Source organism: Chryseobacterium formosum (assembly GCF_026460885.1).
Taxonomy (GTDB): Bacteria; Bacteroidota; Bacteroidia; order Flavobacteriales; family Weeksellaceae; genus Chryseobacterium; species Chryseobacterium formosus.
In genome coordinates, this window is the sequence record NZ_JAOVZW010000004.1 from 199955 (window position 1) to 218662 (window position 18708).

General features: G+C 30.6%; 19 protein-coding genes and 2 pseudogenes. 7 read left to right on the top strand and 14 right to left on the bottom strand.

The annotated features are described in order from the left end of the window. Positions 1-30 precede the first annotated feature (30 nt). Positions 31-362: pseudogene (locus tag OF897_RS05330) on the bottom strand (5-methyltetrahydropteroyltriglutamate--homocysteine S-methyltransferase); the annotation flags it as partial. A 22-nt stretch (positions 363-384) separates the two neighbouring features. Between OF897_RS05330 and OF897_RS05335 the strand changes: the two are divergent. Continuing rightward, positions 385-707, top strand: a pseudogene (locus OF897_RS05335) (Lrp/AsnC family transcriptional regulator); the annotation flags it as partial. 1 nt (position 708) lies between these two features. Here OF897_RS05335 and OF897_RS05340 read toward each other — a convergent pair. The 8 genes from OF897_RS05340 to OF897_RS05375 all read right to left on the bottom strand — a co-directional run bounded on the left by OF897_RS05340 (position 709) and on the right by OF897_RS05375 (position 5615). Beyond that, the gene (locus tag OF897_RS05340) at positions 709-1191 is read right to left on the bottom strand and encodes a hypothetical protein (RefSeq protein ID WP_267264654.1); all 483 of its coding nucleotides are present in this window, start codon (positions 1189-1191) and stop codon (positions 709-711) included. A 64-nt stretch (positions 1192-1255) separates the two neighbouring features. Next, the gene (locus OF897_RS05345) at positions 1256-1645 is read right to left on the bottom strand and encodes a VOC family protein (protein ID WP_267264655.1); all 390 of its coding nucleotides are present in this window, start codon (positions 1643-1645) and stop codon (positions 1256-1258) included. Between the two features lie 9 nt (positions 1646-1654). Continuing rightward, positions 1655-2515, bottom strand: a complete 861-nt coding sequence (locus OF897_RS05350; protein ID WP_267264656.1) for a hypothetical protein — start codon at positions 2513-2515, stop codon at positions 1655-1657. Between the two features lie 19 nt (positions 2516-2534). Beyond that, a complete protein-coding gene (locus tag OF897_RS05355; RefSeq protein WP_267264657.1) occupies positions 2535-3107 on the bottom strand; it encodes a hypothetical protein in 573 nt (190 codons plus the stop codon). A 31-nt stretch (positions 3108-3138) separates the two neighbouring features. Beyond that, positions 3139-3720: a GDP-mannose pyrophosphatase NudK gene (nudK, locus tag OF897_RS05360; protein ID WP_267264658.1), complete on the bottom strand. Its 582-nt coding sequence runs from the start codon at positions 3718-3720 to the stop codon at positions 3139-3141. Between the two features lie 38 nt (positions 3721-3758). Continuing rightward, positions 3759-4664, bottom strand: a complete 906-nt coding sequence (locus tag OF897_RS05365) for a TIGR01777 family oxidoreductase (protein WP_267264659.1) — start codon at positions 4662-4664, stop codon at positions 3759-3761. A gap of 10 nt (positions 4665-4674) precedes the next feature. Further along, positions 4675-5013, bottom strand: coding sequence for a hypothetical protein (locus OF897_RS05370; protein ID WP_267264660.1), 339 nt, complete (start codon positions 5011-5013; stop codon positions 4675-4677). A gap of 5 nt (positions 5014-5018) precedes the next feature. Beyond that, positions 5019-5615: an HPP family protein gene (locus OF897_RS05375; protein ID WP_267264661.1), complete on the bottom strand. Its 597-nt coding sequence runs from the start codon at positions 5613-5615 to the stop codon at positions 5019-5021. Positions 5616-6085: 470 nt separating this feature from the next. On the opposite strand from OF897_RS05375, the gene pnuC reads away from it, so the two are divergent. Together pnuC and OF897_RS05385 are read left to right on the top strand one after the other, a co-directional pair. After that, positions 6086-6685, top strand: a complete 600-nt coding sequence (gene pnuC / locus OF897_RS05380) for a nicotinamide riboside transporter PnuC (RefSeq protein ID WP_267264662.1) — start codon at positions 6086-6088, stop codon at positions 6683-6685. A gap of 106 nt (positions 6686-6791) precedes the next feature. After that, a complete protein-coding gene (locus OF897_RS05385; protein WP_267264663.1) occupies positions 6792-7835 on the top strand; it encodes an acyl-CoA dehydrogenase family protein in 1044 nt (347 codons plus the stop codon). Between the two features lie 193 nt (positions 7836-8028). Here OF897_RS05385 and OF897_RS05390 read toward each other — a convergent pair whose 3' ends face one another. Continuing rightward, positions 8029-10347, bottom strand: coding sequence for an outer membrane beta-barrel family protein (locus tag OF897_RS05390; RefSeq protein WP_267264664.1), 2319 nt, complete (start codon positions 10345-10347; stop codon positions 8029-8031). Between the two features lie 628 nt (positions 10348-10975). Here OF897_RS05390 and OF897_RS05395 point away from each other — a divergent pair. The 4 genes from OF897_RS05395 to OF897_RS05410 all read left to right on the top strand — a co-directional run bounded on the left by OF897_RS05395 (position 10976) and on the right by OF897_RS05410 (position 14384). Continuing rightward, positions 10976-11308, top strand: a complete 333-nt coding sequence (locus OF897_RS05395; protein WP_267264665.1) for a single-stranded DNA-binding protein — start codon at positions 10976-10978, stop codon at positions 11306-11308. Positions 11309-11335: 27 nt separating this feature from the next. Beyond that, positions 11336-11794: an HRDC domain-containing protein gene (locus OF897_RS05400; protein WP_267264666.1), complete on the top strand. Its 459-nt coding sequence runs from the start codon at positions 11336-11338 to the stop codon at positions 11792-11794. A 145-nt stretch (positions 11795-11939) separates the two neighbouring features. Beyond that, entirely contained in the window at positions 11940-13310 is a 1371-nt protein-coding gene (gene hisS, locus OF897_RS05405; RefSeq protein WP_267264667.1) for a histidine--tRNA ligase, read from the top strand. Between the two features lie 78 nt (positions 13311-13388). Further along, a complete protein-coding gene (locus OF897_RS05410) occupies positions 13389-14384 on the top strand; it encodes a leucine-rich repeat domain-containing protein (protein ID WP_267264668.1) in 996 nt (331 codons plus the stop codon). A 111-nt stretch (positions 14385-14495) separates the two neighbouring features. Here OF897_RS05410 and OF897_RS05415 read toward each other — a convergent pair whose 3' ends face one another. The 4 genes from OF897_RS05415 to OF897_RS05430 form a co-directional block, all read right to left on the bottom strand. After that, positions 14496-15137 (bottom strand): TerD family protein, encoded by a 642-nt coding sequence (locus tag OF897_RS05415; protein WP_267264669.1) that lies wholly within the window; start codon positions 15135-15137, stop codon positions 14496-14498. A gap of 401 nt (positions 15138-15538) precedes the next feature. Continuing rightward, positions 15539-16054 carry a thermonuclease family protein gene (locus OF897_RS05420; RefSeq protein ID WP_267264670.1) on the bottom strand — a complete coding sequence of 172 codons (516 nt, stop codon included), beginning with the start codon at positions 16052-16054 and terminating at the stop codon, positions 15539-15541. A 132-nt stretch (positions 16055-16186) separates the two neighbouring features. Then, the gene (locus OF897_RS05425; protein WP_267264671.1) at positions 16187-17731 is read right to left on the bottom strand and encodes a hypothetical protein; all 1545 of its coding nucleotides are present in this window, start codon (positions 17729-17731) and stop codon (positions 16187-16189) included. After that, complete coding sequence (locus tag OF897_RS05430) at positions 17731-18708, bottom strand: hypothetical protein (protein WP_267264672.1); 978 nt, start codon at positions 18706-18708, stop codon at positions 17731-17733. Before OF897_RS05430 ends, OF897_RS05425 begins: the two co-directional genes overlap by 1 nt.

An 18708-nucleotide genomic window follows, 5' to 3' on the forward strand; every position in this document is an offset into this window, starting at 1 on the left:
AGGCTCCTGAAAAAACAAATATCATAATTATTAAAGCATCTCCAAAGCAAATTCCTTACTCATTTCCCTCGAAGCCTCCACCATCGCAATCAACGCCTTTTCCGTTTCATCCCAATGACGGGTTTTCAAGCCACAATCGGGGTTTACCAAAGTTGCTGTGCAGGAATTACGGCTTGAGCTTTTTTCAGCAATTCTACCATTTCCTCTTTCGTCGGAACTCTTGGTGAGTGAATATCATAAACTCCCGGTCCAATCTCATTCGGATATTTGAAATCTGCAAAAGCATTCAACAGTTCCATCTGACTTCTGGAGCATTCAATCGTAATCAGATCTGCATCTATATAGGAGATATTTTGGATGATTCTGATTCCTGCTTTCTCCAGATCATTTACTTCATCACGAATCGCCCAATCTGTTAAAAGACTAGAGCAGGAAGGTTATATTAAACATTATACAGCCATTTTAGAAGCTGAAAAACTGAATGGTGGTTTACTATTTTTTGTCAAATCAAACTGAAAATTGATGAAGTGGGAGAATGTTATAATATTTCTGGTGATTTTGATTTCTTACTGAAAGTTCAGGTAAGAGGTATGAAACATTATCAAGATTTTGTGTTTAATAAATTAGGAAGCGTAGATTCTATCGGAAGTACACATAGCACTTTTGTAATGGCGGAAGTGAAGAATATTCATGGAGTGAGTATTTAGTTTATTTCTGATAAACTTTAATAGGTTTAGGGCTTTCAGTATAAAAGCTTAAGACTTTATTTGCTTCGTTTTCATCCAGAATTTTTAATTCAGAATTTAGTATGGCTTCATTGGAAGGCATCATAGATATTGAAAGTAAAAGTTTAAAAACTTCTTGTTTTTTCGTTAAATCTAAATTGTTAGTTTGACTTTTTAAGTAGTTTTCATACGCACTCGACATATCAAGCCATATTGCAATTTCATTATCAGGATTTTGATCCCTTTTAAAATTATCAATTGTTTCTTCTAAGGTTACAGGATAAACTTCTTGAAATGTTTTTTGAATGATTTTAATTTTATCAAGTTGATCTGATGTTAAAGTATCATGAATAATTTTATTTCTTTGTATTTGGTCGGATTCTATTGTAATAATTTCACTGTTTTCTTTTTTTCGTTGACAAGAAAATATAAAAACAGCTGACAGAATGATATAAAGGTTTTTCATGATTGAATTTTGACAAAAATAAGATTTCTTTAATACATAGGAAATTACTAATGCTTTAAATCAATTAATCAATATTCACATAATTACTCACTTCAATCAAATTAAAATCTGGATCTCTGAAATAAACGGATTTTATTTTTCCTAAAGCTCCGGTTCTGTCAACAATTCCTTCAATAATTTCAATATTTTTCTGTTTTAATTCTTCCAAAACTTGGTGAATGTCTGTTTTAGCAATAAAACATAAATCTGCAGAACCTGAAGTTGGATATTCAGCTTTGGGCTCAAACTCTTTTCCTTTTTGATGAAGGTTGATTTTTTGATTTCCGAAAATCAAGGCTTTTCTGTTATCTCCAAAAGTTACGACTTCAAAACCAAGAATATCAGCATAAAATTCTACAGTCTTTTCAATATCTGCAACAGTTAAAACAATATGATCTATATTTTTAATTTTCATGAAATCTACTTAATTTGTAAAATTAATTTTGCTTATTGCTTCTTCAATATTGCTGAGGGGACTAATTATAGATTGTTTCCAAGATTCATTATCAAAACCATTTTTTACCATCCATTCTTTCATAAACTCTAGCTTTTCTATTTGTTGAGTGTTACTCCTATTGATGAAAAAACTATTATAAGAAATTTCTGATCTTATCTCAAAATCATCTAATAAAACAAATATATCAAGTAAGAAATTTCCAGACTGATGAGTTATTTTCTCTTGTGAACTAGGAGGAAATGTATTGTCAAAACCATGCGGAATAGCATTAATAATTACTAATTGTTGATATTCTGTCCAATTAAGAAAATCTATTTTTAATTCATTCCAATCATTATCATTGAAGTAATTTAGTATACTTTGGATTGCTTCATTTCCACCACCCATACTCCATAAATCACCATCTACATATTCGTTTTTTAATAAATAATCGTAAACAGAAAGAATGTTTAAATTACTGCTTTTTGTTTTAGAATTGATTTTGTAGTTTTTTCTCCATTTTTTTATATTAGGGTGTAAAAAGTATGGAACATGAAAGTAAAGTTTAGCTATTAAACTTCTTTTTTCATCATCATATTTTATATCAAATTTGCCATCAATGCCATAAGCAATACAATCTGTGAGAATTGCTTGTTCTTTTTCGTTCCAGCTTTCAATGATTTTACCTAAGCTTTTTATTTCAGATTGCGAAAGAATAATTATAAGATTATGAAGTTCCTGAAACCCATTTCTTTCCCAGAATTCTATATTTTGTTCCTTATTTAAGACAATAAACTCCTGAATCTTTTCAATTCTTGATTGCTTATTAAGAAAGTTTAAAATATTCATTGTTTTAGGTCAATTTTTTTTATTCAGTATCAATATAAGTCAATTTGGCCCCCTTAATAAACTCCTCCAAAGAAATATCTTTCGTTGATTTATCATTCATCAATTCAAAAAGATAAATCGATGTTGAATTTAGTCTGATGTCTTTCAAAGAAATTTTAAATCTTTTGGTTTTGAGATTTGAATTTAAAAAAGTGAGTTCTGTAGTATTACTCAACTTAATATTATTCACATCAAAAGAAGCTTTCGGGTCTTTTTGTAATTTTAAAAATCTTTTCTGTGTTTTATCGGTTGTTTCATCCAAAAATTTCTGCATTTGAAAATCGGTTAAAAGCTGTGGATAAATTAAGCCTTCTTTCAGAATAATTGAAGTGATTTTATCAGATTTATCATAGTAAACTGTTTTGTCGTCAAACTGTATCAAATTATCTTTAACCGTTATTTTTCCTGCAAATTTTTTATAGCTTTTCTTTTTATAATCATTTTTAAAATGCTCTACAATGGCAACATCTCTTGTGCTTAATTTTTCAATTTTCTGAGCGAAAAAATTAGAAGAAAGCAATAACGAAAGCCCAATTGAGAATAAAAATTTCATAATATTTTAATTTAGGTGTGGATGTAGAATTCTACAAAATATTTTTCAGTCGAAGATGTTGTAAAAGCATAATGGTTTTCGCATCTTTTATTTCTCCGTTATCAATCATAGCAAGTGTTTCATCAAAATTTAATTCTAAAACTTCTATGTTTTCGCCCTCTTCTTCAAGTCCGCCTCCTTCATTGATTTTCATTTCATCAGAATATTCAGCAATAAAAAAATGCAGAATTTCTGTTACCGATCCGGGAGACATGTAAGCTTCAAATATTTTTTCAACTTTAGAAATTTTATAACCTGTTTCTTCTTCAGTTTCTTTTCTGATGCAGTCTTCAGGATTATTGTCGTCTAATAAACCGGCACAAGCTTCAATCAACATTCCGTTCGCATTTCCGTTAATGTACGTTGGAAGTCGAAATTGTCTTGTTAAAATTATTTTTTTGGAATCAGTATTATAAAGCAGAATAACGGCTCCGTTTCCTCTGTCATAAGCTTCTCTGCTTTGCGTTTCGGTTTCTCCGTTTTGTTTTTTAATGTTAAAGGTTACTTTCTTCAACGTGTACCAATTATCAGATAAGATTTCTGTTTTTTCGATACTTACATTCGTCTCTCGCATTCTATTTTTTTATGTCTGTTTATTATTAATTTATAAAATTATTTCTTCAGCAAATCTTCCAAAGCCATTTTTAAATCAGGAAATTTAAATTCAAAACCTGCTTTCTGAATTTTCTCCGAAGAAGCTCTAGAGCCTTCTAATAAAGCATCTGCCAATTCACCAAATATCAATTTTAAAATAAAAGCTGGAACATTCGGCATAAACAAAGGTTTCTTTAAAACCTGAGCAATTAATTTCGTTAAATTTTCATTAGTTGTATGTTGTGGAGCAGAAGCATTAAAAGAACCTTCAACTTCAGGATTTTTTAAAGCAAATTGGTAAATCGAACAAATATCCTCAATGTGAATCCACGGCATATATTGTTTTCCGTTTCCAAGTGGTGAACCAATCCCAAATTTTATCGGAGTCATCATTTTTTCTAAAGCGCCTTCAGTTTTAGAAAGAACAACAGCAGTTCTTATTTTCACAACTCTTTCCGCAATATTTTCAACCTTAAATTCATCTGCAGCTTGCTCCCAAACAACGACGACTTCACTCAGGAAATCATTTCCTGAAGCATCATTTTCAGTAAAAACTTTATCTGTAGTTTTTGTTCCGTAATAATTAATTCCTGAAGCTGAAATAAAGGATTTTAGCTTTAAATTTTTCTTTTTTAATGTGTTTAAAATCAGTTTTGCTGAATCGACACGGCTGGAAATTAATTCCTTTTTCCGGTCGTCGGTCCATCGTTTTTCAGAAATATTCGCTCCTGCAAGATGAATGATATGGCTTACGTTTTCAAAAGCGTTTTCATCGACAATTTGGTTTTCCAAATCCCATTCAAATTCGTTATCGGCTTCTTTTTTTCGGGTTAAAAACCGAATGGAGTATTCATTTTCTAATTTTTTTGAAAGCGTTCTTGCAATGGCTCCACTTGCACCGGTAATTAAAATAATTTCTTTCATTTTTGTGAAATTAATTTTTAACAATTAATATAAAATCTTCTTCCAACAGTTTATAACCTTGGTCGTAAACGAATTTATATTCAGAACCATTTTTGTAAACTTTAATATTGGTAAAATATTTAAAATCAAAACCTAAGCCATCTAATTTTGACTTTGCAATTTTAGTTTTTCCATCAATATTAATTTCACTCAGAATACGATAATTTTTGCGAAGTTTGTTGTTTACATTCCGCATCAGATTGCTCGAATCTTTGTTCTGTTTATTGTTAAAAGCATTTCTGCAAGCGTCGTTACAGAATTTTTTATCAGACCTGCCGATGATTTTTTCGCCGCATTCGATACATTCCATACTAATTAATTTTTCAGTTTGTGTTTATGTTTTTTCTTTAAAGCTTTAATTAATCTGCTGTGAGTAGGATAGCTTCGGTTTTTTGTCATATTATTAAAAACCAAAGCAACTAAGAGTAAGATCAAGCAACCCGATAAAACAGGCGAAAGTACATACCAATAGCCCAACTCAGGGATTTTTCCCGTCGAACTGACTGCAATTAATGCTGTTGCTCCACCAGGAGGATGAAGTGTTTTGGTGTATTGCATAAAAACTATCGATAAACCAACCGCCAAAGGTGCCGAAATCCAGATAATATCAGGAACAATTTTAAAAACAGTAACTCCGATTATTGCTGAAATCACATGACCGCCAATTAAGTTTCTCGGCTGAGCAAGCGGACTTTGAATCGCTCCGTAAATTAATACACACGAAGCTCCGAAAGAACCGATTAAAAATATGTTTTCCTGTTTAAATAAAAACTGTGACTGTAAAAAAGCAATAATTCCAATACCAAAAAAAGCTCCTAAAAATGACCAAAAATGTTCTTTATAATCAACCAATGTTTCTTTATAAATGACATATTTCGATACCCTGAGCGTTCTTTTGAAAGTCTTTTTCACAATAAATTTATTTGAAATTTAAAGATACAAAATATCCGTTTGTAAACGGCTAATTAAGAGAAATAAAAGCGACATAAAATTTTAACGCAATGAACGCAAAGTCAATTTATATTAATTGAAACATTTTCCGTTCGCAATGGCGTTTCACTCAGCTATGAGCGCTATTGAATTTTGCTGAACGAAGTGCCCTTGCGAACGAAAAATATTCTTAAACATTAAAAAAAATTTTAGCGCTCATTGCGTTAATAAGATAATTGTATTTAAATCAATATAATTATAATGTATTTTACAGTTTAAAAAACAAAATACTTTCATTTTCCAAAAAAAAGTCTCACATTTGCGCCATCAATGGGGTGCTGCAATAGCGGCTGAGATGATACCCGGGAAATTTTTCCACACCTGATTCGGATAATGCCGACGTAGGGATTTTTATGATTTATCATCTCATCATTTAATTTATATAAGTTAATTTGATGCAGGAAATTTTACAACAGACAACATGGCAAGAATGGCTTGGTGTCTGCTTTTCAGTAGTTCAGGTTTTATTAGCCAGAAAAAACAATTCAAACAATTATCTTTTTGGTATCGCCGGAATTTCGCTTTCACTTTACGTGATGTTTTTCGCAAAGCTTTATGCGGAATTTACTTTAAATCTTTACTATTTGGTAATGAGCATTTACGGATGGCTCTACTGGAAATTTGGTAAAAGAAAATCAGAAACAGTAATTTCTGAAACCACCAATCAGGAAAAAGTGATTACTGCAGGAATTGTGGTGGGAACTTTCGGTTTGTTTTGGTTTTTTCTAACACAGTTTACCGATTCTGATGTCCCGATTTTAGATTCTTTGGTAAGTGCTTTTGCTTGGGCTGGAATGTGGTTAATGGCTCGAAGAAAAATTGAGAACTGGGTTTTGCTGAATATGAGCAATATCATCGCAATTCCGTTGTTGATTCATAAAGGTCTTTATCTGTATGCTGTTTTGACGGCTTTCTTATTTATTGTTGCTATTTCCGGTTATTTGGAATGGCGGAAGATTATTAAATCAAAAGAATTAGCGGTTGTTGAATAAATTTAATAGTTAAATTTTTCACGCAGATTTAGCAAATCGCGCAGATTTTTTTGATGATCTGCAAAATCTACGAGAGATAAGAAACAATAGTAAGCAGAAGACAATTATGATTAAAAGAACCATCGAAAAGAATTTCACAATGTTTTCGCATAAAGAAATAAGAGAAAAAATGCACGGAGCTTCTGAAGTTTCGTCTCAAATTATCAATCAGATTCATCAGGAGAGATTACTTCAGATTTGGGTTCCGAAAATGTATGGCGGATTGGGATTACGTTTAAGCCAAGGTTTACAAATACTTTTTGATTGGTCAAAAATCGATGGAAGTTTAGGCTGGATGTTGACTTTATGTTCTGGAGCCAACTTTTTCTCAAGAAATTTAAAACCTCAAATAGCAGAAGAATTTTTTGCTGATGCTAAAACCTGTTTCGGAGGAAGCGGAATGATTGGAGGAACTGCAGAAAAAAAAGCCGACGGAACTTTTCTGATTAACGGACTTTGGCACTTTGCAACGGGAGCACCACATTTAAGTCACTTTACTTTAAATGCTAAATTAACTGAAAACGGAAATCCTTTACTTGATGAATCTGGTTCTGAAATCATCAGATCATTTGTTGTTTCTAAAGATCAGGCTGAAATTATTCCCAATTGGAAATCGATGGGAATGAAAGCAACCGGAACGTATTCTTTTAAAGTGGATAACGTAAAAGTTTCGGAAGATTACAGTTTTATTTATGATGAATTTTTTACGGATGATGTTTTAGATAAAATTCCTTTCAGGATTTTTGTGGATTTAACTTTGTTGGTAAATTATCTAGGGATGGCTTCTCATTTTGCAGAAGAAGCACTTCAAATTCGACCTCATCTTAACTTGGATTTTTTCAATAAAAGAATAGAAGATGCAATGGAAAAGGTAATTGAATTTGCTGATGAAATTGAATCTTTATTACATGATTTCAAATTAATTATTTCTGAAAAACAGTCCGAAATTCATGATTATTCATCAGATTTGGTTGAAGATTTGTCGCACCAAATTCTTGATATTTATTTTCAGTTAGGAATTAAAGCAAGCCATACCGATTCTGCAGTTTATCAGGTTTTTTGTGATTATTTTACGGCAACACAACATTCTAATTTTAGGAGAGAGTTTTAATAATAAGCTTGTCATTTTGAGTGTTGACTGAAAGTCAACGAACGTAGTTCTGAAGTGAAATCGAAAAATCTCTAAAACCTGAATTTCAAGATTCTTCATTTCATAAAGCTTCGCAAAATTCCATTCAGAATGACAAAAAATAAAACGACTATTTTAGACAGATTAAAATCGTACAACAACCTAAAGTTTAACTTTACAATCTATTCGAATTTTCGTTTACAGCATTCTCTTTATAATTCGATTTTCTCAGTTTACCGAAATTATATTTTACGGCGATTGAAAGAGTAGGAGTATTACCGAAAAAAGTTCCTTTTGACGTTATTTTTTGATATGTCATTTGTTGCACATAATCCATCTGTCTGAAGACATCATTGTATCGAAAAGTAAAATCAAAATCAGAAACCGAAGAGGTGAAGCCAAGATTGACAAGACACATTGCATTGCCTTCATATAAACCTTCTACACGTTTTGTAATGTAAGAGCCATCCATTAAAAAGCTTAAATATTTCCACAAAACAACAGTATTATTAGTTGAAAAATAGAGATAAGGTGTAGACTTTTTTAAGATTGCCAAAGAATCTTCTGTTTTGTCATAGTTTAATGTAAGACTGTTTTGCGAACTCCATTTTTTCCAATTAAATGGATAATCTAAACCGACGTTTGCACCAAGTTCTTTCTCGAAATTCACCATCGTGAACTTTGAAATATGGCTGTTTTCGTTATAAACCAAAGTGTAGCCCATCGGATTTTTTGAAGAATAAACAGAAGCGTTCAAAGACCATTTATTAATATTCATAGCAAAAGATACTGTATTTGAGTATGTTGGAATAAGCTCTGGATTTCCTACATATTCCACATACGGACTTCCATATAAACCACCAGAAGCCAGATTGCTGTAATTGGGACGGGAAATACTTTTGCGATAATTTAAGCTAAATGTCTTTTTGTCATCTTGCTCAAAAGTAATTTCTGCATTAGGAAACCAATCGATATAATTTCTTTCAATATTGGCTGCATTTTCTACAATATCAAATCCTTTTGCACGGGTGGTTTCCATTCTTAAACCACCTTTCAATTGCCATTTTTTTAGTGTAGCTCCCAGATTTAAATAAGATGCAATATTGCTTTCCTTGAAATTATATTTGAAATATTCGATGGGTAAAATCTCTGCATAATTAGTTTTATTGTCGGTTTTGGTTTCTGCTGTTGTAAAACTTCCACCCAATTCCAAAAGATATTTTTCTCCAAATTTTTTCTCGGCATCAATTCTTCCTGAATAAACATTTCCCGAATAGTGCTGATTTCGAAACTGATTAAATAAATAGCCCGAATTGTTGGTATCATTATAAAAATCGTAATCTACATTTTTGCTTTCTCTCTTGTACTGTAAGCCTGTGAAAATATTGGCGTCAATTTCTGTCAGTTTTTTATTGTAATTAAAAATCGAATTGATGGTGGCTCGGTTACTGTTTTGATGATTTAATGTTTTAATATGATTAAAATTACCGTTTTCAGAATAATTCGTCACCGTATTATTATCTCCTATATCCGGTCTGAAGTTCGCATTTACTGATAGCGTCACATAATCGTTTTCGTTAATTTCCTGATAAATACTTGCTCCGAAAATCGTTTGTGGTCTTTTTGTAATCGATTTTATAATGTAATCTGATTTTATATTTTCGGAAGGAACTTGATAATCAAAACCATTGCTTTCCCAATGATTGATCTGATTGTAGGCTGCATTGAGTTTCCATTCCGTTTTATTTTTTTTATGCTGAAAATTGACATTCAGATAATTACTGAATTTTTTCTGAAACATCGCAGTTTCTGAAATACTGAGTTGAGATCCGTCTTTTCTGCTTTTTTTTAAATTGATTTTAATAACTGCTTTTCCTTCAGATTCGTATTTCACAGATGGATTTCTAATAATTTCAACCGATTTTATATCTTCTACAGAAATCCCCGATAAAGTGGCAAAATCAACTCTTTGATTATCGATATAAAGCAATGGAACGCCTTTTCCAACGAAATTTAAACCTTCACCATTCGCATCAACCCTTATAAATGGCAGTTTTGAAAGTAGATCAACAGATGTCGGCAATTTATTTAATGGTGAATTGGCAATTTCTAAAGTAATATTTCCATTTTCGACGGTGAAACTTTTTCTTTTTCCTGCAATGGTAACTTCTTGAATTTCTTGAGTTTTTAGATTGTAAAGAATATTCAATTCTGCATCTTTTTCCAAAAGAAATGGTTTTTCATTTTGAATGGTTTCGTCAGAAGATATTTGAATATGATAAGTTCCCGATTTTAAATGATTAAATTCAAATTTTGCATCCTGAGTAATGGTCGATTTTATTAAATGATTTTCGCGGTCAAATAAATAAACATCAATTGCCTGACTGATTTTTGAATCTTTTTGGCTAAAAATTGTGCCTGTAATTTTTAATTCGTTTTGTGCAAAAGTAAATATGGATGTAAAAAGTAAAATCTGGAAAAGTATATATTTCATTCTTGTCTTTTAGTTTAAAACAATCATGTGTGATATTTTATTACATGGGTTTCTTTAAATTTTTGAAGTTAAGTCAACATGTATGGTTTAATTTTAATATAATAAAAAGAAAGAAATTGTTCTTATATGAGGAAAAAAATGGACAAAATACAATAACATTGTAATTCTGAATTTTGAAAAACTTTGTTGGTGGAAATGCTGATTTCTGTTTAGTGATTTATTTTTCTTCCAATAAATTTTTCTAACTCGGTGAACATATCACTAATACTTAAAACTAATAAATCCGGGTGATTTCTCAACCATTGTGAATTTAGTATAATCAAATCTTCATTTAAATTGTAGAAATCGTCGTTATTAAGTGAGTCTCTAGTAGAATTGTCTCCGAAGTATTCACTTTATTATTTCTGATAAAGTTTAAATATAAAACAATATATAAATAATTGAAGAAAATTCTTGAAAATGATAATCAATTGATCTTTAATTGTTAATCCGTTTTCAAACGACTACAAACGAATTTAAATAGTTTATCACCGACTAAATTTTCCAATCTGTCGAATCTTTGCAACAGAGATTTGAGAAAACAAGTGAACGTCTCTTATCTGAATATTAATTTTAAAAATACAAAGTTATGTCACTGAGAAACAAAGTAACCTTAATAGGTTTTACAGGAAAAGAAGTTGAAACAGTAAACTTCGAAAATGGCGGAATGAAAGTTTCCGTATCGTTGGCTACAAATGATCATTACACCAATTCAAAAGGTGAAAAAGTAGAAGAAACACAATGGCACAGTTTGGTTGCTTTCGGAAAAACAGCAGAAATTTTTCAAAAGTATGTTCCAAAAGGAAAAGAGATTGCTATTGAAGGGAAACTTACGTACAGATCGTATGACGATAAAGATGGTGTGAAAAGATATATTACGGAAATAAGAGTAGATGAACTTCTGCTTTTAGGTGGTAAATAATTGAAATAAGCTTTAAAATCACTAAAGATGAATATAAAAGTTTTAAAAGTGAGAATTGCAGATGAATTTCTCTTGCAGGATCAGAAAATGATTGATGATTTTCTGAACAATCACGAAATCATAAAAGTGGAGACCGCTTTTGTGCATGAGGAGAACTTCTGGTCTGTGGTTTTGTATTTCAATGAATATAAAACAGAGATCAATAAAAACACGGTGAAAGATTCTAAAGCTGTGAAATATTCTGCTGATGATGAAACGCTGAACAGTGATGAAATTGAAATTTTAGAAGCCCTGAAACTTTGGCGGTCCGAAAAAGCCAAAGAACAAAATCTTCCGTCCTATTTTATTGCTACTAATAAAGAATTGATCTCTGTAGCTAAATATAAACCGGCAAAGAAAGAAGAGCTTTTAGATATTAAAGGTTTTGGAAAGCATAAAATTGAAAATTATGGTGAAGAAATTCTTGAAATTTTAGAAAGCGTGTAAAAAAGTATTTACAGATTAAAACACAAATGATAAACTGAAAGCTGGAGAATAAAACCTCCGGCTTTTTTATTGGTTTAAAAGTCCTTTCAATTGCTTATTTTTGCAATCAATATCATTTATCAACAATCAATTATCATTTATAAAAATGAAGCCAAGCTTAGCAAAAGGGACGAGAGATTTTACATCGTTGGAAGTTTCAAGAAGAAAATACATCATCAATATATTACAGAAGAATTTTGAACTTTTTGGTTTCCAGCCTTTGGAAACCCCAAGTTTTGAAAATCTTTCAACATTAACAGGGAAATATGGAGAAGAAGGGGATCGCTTGATTTTTAAGATTTTAAATTCAAGCATTAATGAAGCTAAAGATGACAAAAAAACTCAAATGCAGAATGATTTTCAGAAAGCTTTAGATAAACCTTTTAGTTCAGAAAATCTTACAGATAAAGCTCTTCGTTATGATTTAACTGTACCTTTTGCAAGATTTGTAGCTATGAATCATGGGAAACTTACTTTTCCTTATAAACGTTACCAGATTCAGCCGGTTTGGAGAGCTGATCGTCCGCAAAAAGGTAGATTCAGAGAGTTTTACCAGTGTGATGCCGATGTTGTAGGAAGCGAAAGCCTTTTGCAGGAAGTTGATTTAGTGCAATTATATCTAAAATCTTTTGCTGAACTAAAAGTTTCAGTGACGATTCATATTAACAACAGAAAAATACTCTCAGGTTTAGCTGAATATGCAGGAATTACAGATAAATTAATTGATTTCACGGTTGCTTTAGACAAATTAGATAAAATTGGGAAAGATGGAGTCGTGAAAGAACTTCTGGAAAGAGAAATTTCTCAGGATTCTATTGATAAATTAGATTTCCTGTTTAATCAATCTGATGATGCTTTGGAAAATCTTCTTCAATTAAAAGAAAAATTTGCAGGAAACGAAATCGGATTAAAAGGAGTTGAAGAACTGGAATATGTCATCACTCAATCTTTAAATTTGGGTGTTGATATTCAGAACCTTGTTTTTGATATTACTTTAGCTCGTGGTTTAGATTATTATACCGGAGCAATTTTCGAAGTAAAAGCAGACGAAGCGCAAATGGGTTCTATCGGTGGCGGTGGAAGATATGATAATCTTACTGAAGTTTTTGGAGTAAAAAATGTTCCGGGAATTGGGATTTCTTTCGGTCTTGACAGAATTTATCTTGTAATGGAAGAGTTGAATCTTTTTCCTGAAGACGCCACTTCAAACGTAGAATATCTGTTTGCCAATTTTGGAGGCGAAGAAACTTTAGAAGCTTTAAAATTAATCATTCAATTAAGAGAAAAAGGAATTTCTGCAGAATTGTATCCCGAAAATGCTAAAATTGGAAAGCAATTTACATACGCCGAAAAGAAAGGAATTAAAAACCTTGTTTTTTTAGGTGAAGAAGAACTTAAAAACGAAACTGTAACCTTTAAAAATCTTGAAGCAGGAGAACAGAAAACGGTTTCTTTAGAGGAATTTTTAACGAACTAAATGATGAAGAAAATTGCCTTTTTACCGCTTTATTTCTTGTTTAACTTGAGTTCAGCGCAATATCATGAATCTCCAAAGATGCCTCCTCCAGAAAAAATTGATTTGTCAAAAGAGAGCGACCGTGTTGTGCTAAGAGAAATTGATAAGATTCCTGATCATATTTTTTCATGGAATGTGAAAACTTTAATTATCAGTGAGTCTGATAATTTAAAATCTATTCCTCCGAAAATATTAAATTTTAAAAATCTTGAAAAATTTGTGATAACTGGAGGTCACGGTATTACAGATTTTCCAAAAGAATTTTCTTCCTTAGATCATCTTAAGGTGTTGAATATTCATAATATGCGAAGCGAAACAATGCCTTTACAGATTTTTAATCTTAAAGGACTTGAGGAACTTGAGTTTATAAAATACAGCTACTTCTCTTTTCCGAAAGAAATAGGGAAATTAAAGACGCTGAAAAAATTAATGCTTACTCGAGGATTAGACCAAAGAAGCAGAGAAAATGTAAAATCGAAGGAACTTAATCTGCCTTCAACAATTAAAAATTTGGTTAATCTTGAATCACTTTCTTGTTCAGCCAATTTAATGACCGTTCTTCCAGAAGAAATAGGAAGTTTAAGTAATCTTCAGGATTTATCACTTTCAAATAACAGTCTTGAAAAATTACCCAACAGTTTTTCAAAACTAAGCAAGCTTAAAACTTTGAATTTACATGATAACTTTTTCAAAGTTTTTCCTGCTCCCATGTATGGACTTGAGAACTTAAAAAGACTTGATATTTACAAAAACAAGATTGAATCTTTTCCTTCAGGAATGTCTAAAATGAAAATCTTAACAGGATTATTCATCAACGACAACAATATTTCTAATGAAGACTTGGCAGAAATCTATAACCTTGAAAATCTTGAGGTTTTAGATATCAGAAACAATAAAATCACTGCATTTCCTGCCGGAATTGAAAAGATGAAAAAACTGAAAACTATTTATTTAAAAGGAAATAGTATTCCGAATTCTGAGATTGATAAAGTACAAACTCTGTTGCCGAATGTAAGAATTAATATGACAAATTAATCTAAATTAGATTTTTTCGGATAAGTATAAATTAAAATTCCGGCTGTTTTACAGCCGGAATTTTTTATCATTATTTTAAGTAGAAATATTCTATAATATTTAAACAAACAATTAAAATCCCCGTGTAAAGCGGATGAATCTTTTTTCATCAATTGCTTTATCCATCGCCATGAATTTCCAGGTTCCGTTCTCTCGATAAAGCTTACCTAAAACTAAAGTTCCTTTATTTTTTTTATTAGAATTGGGCTGAATTTTAAATTCAGAAAGCGTTTTATCAATTTCCGGATGATTAATTTTAAGTTCTATAGAATCAACCAAAGAAAAATCAGTTTGCTTAGTTTTCTTCACATCAATATTCAGATAAAAGAAAACCGTATAAACCTCCTCACTTATTTTCTCAGGATTTACATTGATCACTTTTTTGTGTTCAGAATCTTCATTTGAAGTATCATCATGATGTTTAAAAGCTCCGTCTTTAGATTGGAATTTCCCCAATGGGAAATTATTTTGAATAAGCCAGCTGTTATATTTCGGAGAATAAATCCAGTCAATTGCTTTTTTTTGCGAATCAAACATAACACAGGTAAAATCAAGGTCTATGTCACTGGCCACTTTTTTAGTTTTAATACCTAAAAAGTTACGCTTCTGCATTTCTACTTTCCCCCAATTAATTCCAAAAGAATAACTTGCATTGTTACTTTTAGAATCTTCAAACATATTGATTATCTGACTTTTTTCTAAAATTGCTGTCATAATTTTTAATAATAAATTTCTACTAAAAAAACTAATCTCAAGCTGCTCTTATTTTTTTAACAAAAGTATTTTTTAACGATGAATAAAATAAATATAATTATTGCTTTGATAGCATTAATCAAAACTCATAAAAATATTAAAAATGATAAGGTGTGGAATTATTATTTGATATAATAATTTGAAATACAGTTGTTAATTTAGGTTTTAGCTCTTAGTTTGAGGCAAATTTAACATAGTTTTTGGAAAACCCAATATATTTTATACTAATTTAAGCAATATTTAATATTAAAATGTGGATTTTTTTTAACTATCGTTTAAATTAAGTCATATCAAATCAGAGAAAATTTAGATACTGATAAAAATCTGGGAATACTAAAAGAAATCATGATTTGAAATCCTCTTTATTTTGTTGAAGAATTTTTGGAAAATACCATATTAGTAGATTTAGGTGAAGATGATTTTCGTGATTTTCTCCAATCCCAAGGCGCTATTGGATTTGTGTCTTTCCATAAACCGAGCTTTAATTTTCTGGCTTGTTTTTCCAAAATATCATAACTATTATCCTTAGAATATTTCTTAAAATGCCAAGCTAAACCATTTTTTACCAATTCTTTATTAATGTTTTTTCCATCAGATAAAATGATTTCTGCAATCAACCTTTTGTTTCTGTCTTTTTTACCATTACCTGAAACTTCCACCATTTTTCCAAAGCATAAATCAGAAACAAACTGTTTTGCATTATTTCCAAAAGGTTGCTTTTTTTCAGGGCAATCGATATTTGATAATCTTACAACTTGCGGTTTCCCATCCATTAAAAGTTCAACAGTATCTCCGTCTTTTACACCAATTACTTTGTAGGTTTTGGTTTGAGAAAAGAGTAGGAGTGGGAAAAGTAGAAGAATTAAAGTTTTGTACATTATTTCAAGATAAGTATTTTATTGCTGTTATCAAAGGATTCTGAGTTTACTTTCATAGAACTTTTATCACTATGAAAAATACTCTTAGGAAATTTATAACCTAAGAGTAAGATATTAAGGATATTGAAAATTTCAGTTTTTATAAGTTGGAATTTGCAACAGTAAATTTTTATTCATTAAAATAGTATCAGAATTATTTATTTTAAAAGCATTGGTGTTTTTTTCAAAAAGTGCTTTTGTGTAATTACCTTTTTGATTTTGATAAATATCTTTAATACTTTTATTTTTTTCGAAAATAACTTCAACAACATAGTTTATTTTAGATGTACTATCGAATTTTTTTAGCATTTCTGCGATGTTTTCTTGATTTTCTGCAATAGCATTCGGCATAGGATTCAATTTATCTGATACCGAATCTAAAATGGTGGTTTCAAGAGTTATGTCTTCTTTATTTTCTGGTATGTTAATCGGAATTTGTTCCTGTGGTTTTTCATAAAACATAGTGTAAAATACAATTGCCCCGCCAATTAAAAGTACATTTAAAACTACCGAAATAATTTTGAAAACATCCAATTTTCTTTCTTTTGGCTCTTCTTCGTCTTCATGAATAAATCGACTTGTCGGTCTTGATGGAACTGTTCTGTTATTAGAAAAAGAAGAAATTTCATTTGTAGAATTTAATTTATTTTTTTCTTTGATAAATTCTCTTTCCAATTGATTAAAAGAATAATTGATGTCACCCAATTCCTTTTCAGAGCTTAATTTTGTAATTAATTCGTCTGATTTTCTTAAAAAAACTTGATAAAGATTGTTTAAAGCTTTAAGATTACGATCTGCTTCCTCAATTGTTTTGCTGTTTTCAGAATGCTTTTGCTCGTTTTGCTCGATTTTCTTTTTTAAACTGTCAAATTCTTTTCTTCCCTCTTCTTCGTGCTTTTGCCTTTTGTTTTTGAAACTTAAAATTGCATCTGCCGTTTTCTGTACTCTTTCTTCCTGTAATTTCTCAATTTCTCTGTCTAATCCGTTATTGTCGATTAATCTGAATAATTTTTTTTGAGAAACAAATTCAGCTATTTCTTTACTGTCAATAAAATAAATCGTCTCATATTTAGGAAGTATTTGTATAGATTTTTTGAATAAATTTTGGATAGAATTGACGTCTAATTTATCCGTTTTGATAACCAGACTATATCCGGAATTATCCCAATCTAAAAAACTAACTTTATTGGTTTGATGTTCTAATTTTTCAAAATCTTTCGAAAAGATATTTTGAAGGTTAAAATCTTTCGAGTGACTGATATTCAAAACAAAATTATCTCCGCTAACATTATTGTTTTTAAGATTGATATGAATTTCGTGAAGAGAACTTAAAATTAAATTTTCAGGAAGAATTTCGTTCGTAAAAACCAAACTTGTTCCTATAAATGTTCCGCTTCTATTTGAGTTTTTCTCTTTTGCAAACGTGTAAACAGAGTAAGAGACAACGGCATTGTTTTGTACAGATTCTTTTCTGATCGAGTAAATACGGTCATTTGGCGAGAGCAGCTGAATGGCATCCGATTTTAAATCAAATTTTTTAAGAACTTTTTCTAAACTTTGATTTCCGTGGATACAGGATTGTGTAAAGCCATTTGGCGTACCAAAGGTTGCATATCCGAATACATTGATATTCTTCATTATTTAGAAAAGCTAAATTTTATTTTTTCCCAAAAAGTTCCTTCGTAATCCAAATTATAGCCTACAATATTATGATAGAGCCATTTGGAAATAACTTCAGCTGAATCAAGATTGAGCAATGTGATTTTTTCCATTCCTGCTTGATTTTGTACATTTCCTATCGTGAAATACGTTTTGCTTAGATTATAAGTATCAATTCTGTTGTTGGTCATACTCAATCTTTCACTAATGAAATTTTCTAAATGCTGCTCATTATCAACACCTAAATTCCCAGATTTATCCCATTTTGAAATCACTAAAAGTACATTTACGTTTTTCAGATTCTTACCTTTTCTTTCGAGATAATCTAAAAATTCAACAATTTTTGAATCTTCATGATGCGCTCTGTCGTAGCTTGTCACAATGATAAAATTTAACGGAATATCAGAGTTAAGATAGGCTTCAATTCCATCTACATATTTTCCTCCACGCGAAATTTCGTTGTGGTTTTCACCTGCAGTTTCTAAAAATGATAAACTTATCGGCGGAACTTTTTTAGATTTATTATTAGGATCAAATACAAAATCTAATCGTGTCACTTGATCTCTCGTTGTTCTGTTGGGAAGAATTCCTTTTTTAATATTTTCAAAAAAATCGGCAAGTAAAACGTGAGCTTCACGAGAATTTGGGCTTCCTAATTTAGGACGTAAAACGCCTGCAAAAGAATTTAGATAATATAAAATTGCAGACAGAATTACAGATTTTCCTGATGCGGAAGTTCCATAAAAGAATACAAAATTGCTGTCTTTATTTTGTACCGTAGTTGTACTTCCGTTGGAGGTAGGAACAAAACCGTCGTCATCATCCATTTCAAGAGTAGAGTAAATCGAAGGGTTTTCTTCAGGCTGATGATTTAAATCTTGAAAATTATCTTGCTTCTGAAAAATATTCTCATTATCGTAATCGTCAAATGAGAACGGTTTATCTTTATTTATCAT